Annotated in this window: 5 protein-coding genes and 1 pseudogene; 1 reads left to right on the top strand and 5 read right to left on the bottom strand. The window is 74.2% G+C overall.

Going from position 1 to position 5,127, the window contains the following annotated elements:
• From B7767_RS11735 to B7767_RS11715, 5 genes and pseudogenes are all read right to left on the bottom strand, one after another.
• Nucleotides 1-453: pseudogene (locus B7767_RS11735) on the bottom strand (coproporphyrinogen III oxidase family protein); the annotation flags it as partial.
• On the bottom strand, nucleotides 450-1,271 hold the full coding sequence (locus tag B7767_RS11730) for an STM4013/SEN3800 family hydrolase (protein ID WP_085572148.1): 822 nt from the start codon (nucleotides 1,269-1,271) through the stop codon (nucleotides 450-452). The pseudogene B7767_RS11735 and the gene B7767_RS11730, both read right to left, overlap by 4 nt.
• 52 nt (nucleotides 1,272-1,323) lie before the next feature.
• On the bottom strand, nucleotides 1,324-2,499 hold the full coding sequence (locus tag B7767_RS11725; RefSeq protein WP_107486008.1) for an STM4014 family protein: 1,176 nt from the start codon (nucleotides 2,497-2,499) through the stop codon (nucleotides 1,324-1,326).
• Nucleotides 2,480-3,424: an STM4015 family protein gene (locus tag B7767_RS11720; RefSeq protein WP_085572147.1), complete on the bottom strand. Its 945-nt coding sequence runs from the start codon at nucleotides 3,422-3,424 to the stop codon at nucleotides 2,480-2,482. The genes B7767_RS11725 and B7767_RS11720 overlap by 20 nt, the downstream gene beginning before the upstream one ends.
• Nucleotides 3,425-3,431: 7 nt before the next feature.
• Nucleotides 3,432-4,391, bottom strand: coding sequence for an STM4015 family protein (locus B7767_RS11715; protein WP_085572146.1), 960 nt, complete (start codon nucleotides 4,389-4,391; stop codon nucleotides 3,432-3,434).
• A gap of 220 nt (nucleotides 4,392-4,611) precedes the next feature.
• Between B7767_RS11715 and B7767_RS11710 the strand changes: the two genes are divergently transcribed.
• The gene (locus B7767_RS11710) at nucleotides 4,612-4,938 is read left to right on the top strand and encodes a hypothetical protein (RefSeq protein WP_085572145.1); all 327 of its coding nucleotides are present in this window, start codon (nucleotides 4,612-4,614) and stop codon (nucleotides 4,936-4,938) included.
• Nucleotides 4,939-5,127 lie beyond the last annotated feature (189 nt).

Raw genomic sequence — 5,127 nt, 5'->3', positions numbered from 1 at the left:
CGACGCCTCCACGGACAGCGGGACCGCGCGCAGGTCGGCGCCCATGCGGTGTTCCGCGATGTCGCACAGCCGCTGGAGTTCGGCGGCGGTGAGGAAGGTGGGGGTGCCGCCGCCGAAGGCGGCCGTGGCGAACCGCACGGGTTCGCGCTCCCCCAGTGCCTCGCGCACGGCGGTCGCCTGCCGGTCCAGGGCGTCCAGGTAGGCGCCGGTCAGGCCGTCGGGGGCGCCGATGCGGGTGAACAGGTTGCAGAAGCCGCAGCGGACCTCGCAGAACGGGATGTGCAGATAGAGGGAGAGGGCGTCCTTGGGTTCGCCGGCCCAGAGGGTGTCGAGGCGGGGGCGGTCGGCGAGTTCGCGGTAGGCGGTCTTGTGCGGGTAGGCGTAGACGTAGCTCCGGTACGGGCTCTCCGGGACGTCGGTGCCGGTCCGGGCGGGGGTGGCGGTGGTGGTCATCGGGCGGCCTCGGCGGGGGTGCGGTCCAGGAAGAAGTGGGCGTAGGGCACGGTCCACACGGACTCGTGGCCGATGCGGTGGCCGGTGTAGCCGTCGTCGCCGTAGGCGGTGCCGTGGTCGGAGCAGACGACGGCGAAGCAGCGGCGCCGGCTGCTCGCGGCGGCGAACAGCCGGCCGATGTGCCGGTCCACGTACTCCAGGGCGGCGGCGTGGGTGGCGCGGGTGTCGCCGTCCTCGCGGGTCGCGCCGGGCCGGTGGAACCAGTTGGGCTGGTGCAGTGCGGCGACGTTGACGAAGAGGAACAGACGCTGCTCGTGGGGGAGTTCGCGTACGACGTGTTCCGCGCGGGCCACCTGGGCCTCGAACGACGTGGGCGAGGCGACGCCGAACTCCGGCTCCCAGTGGGACTCCTGGAACAGTCCGGGCAGCACCGAGCCGAGCGGCCCCTGCTTGTTGAAGAAGCCGGTCCCGCCGACGCACACCGTGCGGTAGCCCTCCCGCGCGAGGCCGGACACCAGGTCGGGGGTGTCGTGGACGAAGGTGTGTCCGGCCGTGGTCTCGCTGCCGGCGAAGCGGGCCGCGAACAGCCGGGGATGCGGGCCGGGGGCGGCGGGCGTCGGCAGGAATCCGGCGAAGATCGCCTGGTGGGAGGCGTAGGTGAAGCTGCCGGGGGCGTGCCTCCGCTCCCAGCGGCCGCCGGGCAGGTGGCGGGCCAGGTTCGGGATGCGTCCCGCGGCGGCGAGTTCGGCGGCGACGTCGAAGCGGAGGGTGTCGAGGGTGACGAGGAGGATGTCGTGACTGCCGACGATCTCGTTCATGTCCGGGTGGTCCGGTGCGGTGGCCCCCTGGGGGCCGGGCGCGGGCGTCGGTTCAGGCGCTGACATGGGTGGTTCCCGTTCTGTACTGGTGGTGCGGGCGGGACGGGCCGGTGGTGCGGCGCAGGACCGCCGCGACCTGGGCCGCGTAGGTGTCGAGGCCCTCCGCCCCGCTGCCCGGCAGTCCGATGAGGCGGGGCAGCAGGTCGCCGAAGGCGTTGACCTCGCCGACGGCGAACCGGCGCCAGCCGACGGCCGGGAGCAGGTCGACGCCGACGCACAGGGTGCGCGGGAAGCAGGCTGCCGCGCGCTCGCACACGGCGAGGACGTCCGGCCACCGGCCGCCGGCCGTCCCGACGGCGTCGCGCACCACGTCGAGGTCGCCGCGGGTGCCGCCGAGATGGAGGTTGGTCAGGGGTGAGGTGCTGGTGCGTACGACGGCGTGGGTGGCGCGGCCGGCCACCACCACGACCCGCAGATCGGCGGCGCGGCCCCGCTGGGAGGCCTTGGGCAGCCAGCGCTCCAGGTGGAGGCCGTCGGGGGCGAGGGCGTCCACGACGGCGGCGATGTCCGCCTCCCGTTCGTAACGGCGCACCGTCAGGGAGTTGAACAGCCTGCCGTCCCCGGTGAGTTCGACGGAGGTGGTGGCCCTGATGCGGCCGCTGCCCGACGCCTCGACGGCGAGCACCCCGGAGGCCGAGGAGCCGTGCGCGAGTTTGACGAAGAGCCTCGGCATACGGTGCTCGCGCATCACGGTGCGCACGTCGTCCCAGCCGGTCACCCGTACGGCGTCCGGGCCGGAGGTGGGCGACTCGGGCACGGGGACGTCCGCCGCGTCGAGGACGGCGTGGCAGCGCCGTTTGTCGAACATGACGGCCAGTTCGCCGGCGTCGTCGAGCCGGACGCCGCCGCGCAGTCCGCGGACGGCCTCGGTGAACCGCGCGTACCAGCGTGCCGAGCCCTCCACGCGGGTGGGATCCTGTACGTCCCTCAGCAACCGGTCGACGTCGGGGTTCTCTCCGGGTGAGTCGAGCCGGACGGTCTCGTCGGCGGCGAAGTCGGCCCCGCCCTCGCGCAGGACCCGCTCCCAGGGCACGACCCGCGGCGCGGGCAGTCCGGCGGCGCGGGCGGCGTCGGCGAAGAGGGCCGTCCTGCGGTTCCCGGGGTTGCCCACGACGGCGAGGCGCACGGGTGCGCAGGCCCGCCCCGGTTCACTCCCCGACCGCGACATAACGCTCCTCCGACCGGCGCTCGCCGCGGTGGGCGGGTGTGAGGCCGAGGTCCTGGACGTGCGGTCCCAGTGTCGCGCGCACGCGGCGGGTCATCTCCTCGCTCATGTAGTGGTGCCCGAGGTCCAGCGCCCGCAGATGGGTCAGCGGCTGTCCCGAGAGCAGCGCGGCTCCCCCGTCGTCGCCGAGGGTGCCCATGCTCAGGTCGAGGGAGTCCAGGCCCGCGACGGCGGGCGCGGCGGCCACGGCGGCGGCGATCTCGTCCTGGATGTCGCTGTTGCACAGGCCCAGGTGGGCGAGCCGGGGACTGCGGTCCAGCATGGCGAGGAGTGCCCGGACGTCGGCCGCGGTGCAGTCGCCGCCGTACCAGTCGGTGCCCAGCCACAGCTCCAGGTGGTGCAGGGCGGGGAGGTCGCAGGCCGCCAGTCCGCGCACCGGCTCGGACGGCAGACCGCCCGACTCGACGCGCAGCCTGCGCAGCGCCTGGTGCCGCAGCGGCTCGATCGCCAGCCCCTCGGCGCCGCGCACGCCGAGTTCGCACAGACCGGGCCAGGCGCGCAGCACCCGGCCGGCATCGCCCTGTCTGATCCAGGAGATCTCCGACTCCTCGGACTCGACGTCCCCGAGGAAGACCGCCCGCAGCCGCGGCAGCCGGTGGGCCTGTGCCGTGATCAGTTCGAGGACGGGGTCGATGCCGTGCTCGTCCCACTCCTGCCACCAGGCGCCGATGACGAGGGCCACGACCTCGTCGGTGCGGACCCGGTCCAGGAACGAGCCCCACCGTTCCTCGAACGGCACCTCCCGGTCGGTCGTGAGCCGCCAGGCGACCGAGGCGGGAGGGGGCGGCCCGGGGTCCTCGTCGGGGCCGGTGAAGTGGTGCACGGGCAGGCCGTGGAAGTGCTCCAGGCGGGAGGGGTGGGAGCGCACGCGGTGTTCACTCCCCCACGCTGACGTAGCGGTGGACGGTGCCGTCGTCGTCCTCGTCCCAGTCCGCGTCGTCCGGGTCGAGGTCCACCTCGACGCCCGCGGCCTCCAGCGTCTCGCGTATGCGCTGCCGCAGGGGCTCGCTCAGGTAGTTGTGGTGCAGGTCCAGCTTCTCGAGGTGGGTGAGGGGCTGGCCGCCGAGGAGGGCGGCGGCGCCGTCGTCGCCGAGGGTGCCCATGGACAGGTCGAGCACCTCCAGCCGGGCGACGACCGGCGCGGACGCCACGGCGGCGGCGATCTCGTCCTGGATCTCGCTGTTGCGCAGGGCCAGGTGCCGCAGCCGGGGCAGCCGGGCGCCGGAGAGGACCGGCTCCAGGTCGGCGGTCTCGCTGTCGGCGCCGTACCAGGAGCTGCCGAGCCACAGGTCGAGCTTCTCCAGCGCGGGCAGTTCGCCGGCCCCGACACCGCGGACGACGTCCGCCGGGAGGCCGCCGGTCTCCACGGTCAGGGTGCGCAGCGCGTCGTGGCGCGGGACGGAGAGGCGCAGCCCCTGTCCCCCGCGCACACCGAACTCCTCCAGGTCCGGGAAGGCCGTCAGCAGGGGTGTGACATCGGTCTGGGTGATCCAGGAGATCTCGCACTCCTCGAAATGCATGTCCCCGAGGAACAGCGCCCGCAGGCCGGGCAGCCGGTCGCGCGCCGCCACCAGCGCCTCGACGACGTCGGCGGAACTCCTCTCGTACGCCTCCTCCCAGGCGCCGACGACCAGGGCACGGACCCGGGTGGTGTCGACCGCGGAGCGGAAACGGGCGAAGGCCTCGGTCCACCGCTCCTCGGCGTCGTAGGCGTCGACGGCGATCCGCCAGGCCACGGCCTCGGGTCCGGGCAGCTCACGCGGTGCCCCGCCGGGCCCGGGGAAGGTGAAGGCGGGGAGGCCGTACAGCTCCTCGAGGTGGCCACCGATGGTCATACGGGCTGCTCCTGTCGTGCGACACGGGAAGGAAGGCGGTGCGTGGGCGGGCCGTCACGGGGGCACGGGTGCGGGCCCTTCGGCGGTGCGTGCAGCAGTTCTACCAACAGCGACTGACAACGCCCGGCGGAGGGTCCGGTGACGGTCCGTTGTCAGTGCCGGCTCGTACTGTCCGTGCATGGACTCCGGAGCACCGTGCGCCGGAGCGGAAGGGAGAGCCGTGTACCGGCAGGGAGACGTGCTGATCGTGCCCGTCGCGGACGGGGCGGTGCCGTCCCACGTCCCGGACGCGCCCAAGGAGCCGCGCGACGCCAGGGGCCGGCTGGTGCTGGCCCTGGGGGAGGTCACCGGACACGCGCACGCGGTGCTCGGGAAGGGCGAACTCATCCGTGAACCGGGGCCGTTCGGGCCGTTCCTGCTGCATCTGCCCGAGGGGGGCCGGGTCGTCCACGAGGAACACGCGGCGATAGCCCTGCCGAAGGGCTGGTTCCGGGTGATCCGGCAGCGGGAGTACGTCCCCGGCTCGGTGCGGCTGGTGGCGGACTGACGGACACCGGCGACCGTACGGAACACCACACCACAGCGGGGAACAGGGGACGTCGACGATGACGATCGTGCAGGAGGGCGGGACGGCGGCCGTGCCGGAGGGCTTCGCGGAGGGGACGGCGCGCTGGCGCGCGTGGGCCGCGGCCACCGGGCCCGCCGACCGGGCGGCGGCGGAGGAGGGCATCCGGCT

The organism is Streptomyces sp. 13-12-16 (assembly GCF_002114215.1).
GTDB lineage: Bacteria > Actinomycetota > Actinomycetes > Streptomycetales > Streptomycetaceae > Streptomyces.
Note: the sequence above shows the minus strand (reverse complement) of the source record. Positions and strands in the feature narration are given on the sequence as shown.

Excerpts from the sequence above, each read along its gene's own strand:
- B7767_RS11730 (WP_085572148.1), bottom strand. The coding sequence starts at position 1,271 with ATGAACGAGATCGTCGGCAGTCACGACATCCTCCTCGTCACCCTCGAC.
- B7767_RS11725 (WP_107486008.1), bottom strand. The coding sequence starts at position 2,499 with ATGTCGCGGTCGGGGAGTGAACCGGGGCGGGCCTGCGCACCCGTGCGC.
- B7767_RS11715 (WP_085572146.1), bottom strand. The coding sequence starts at position 4,391 with ATGACCATCGGTGGCCACCTCGAGGAGCTGTACGGCCTCCCCGCCTTC.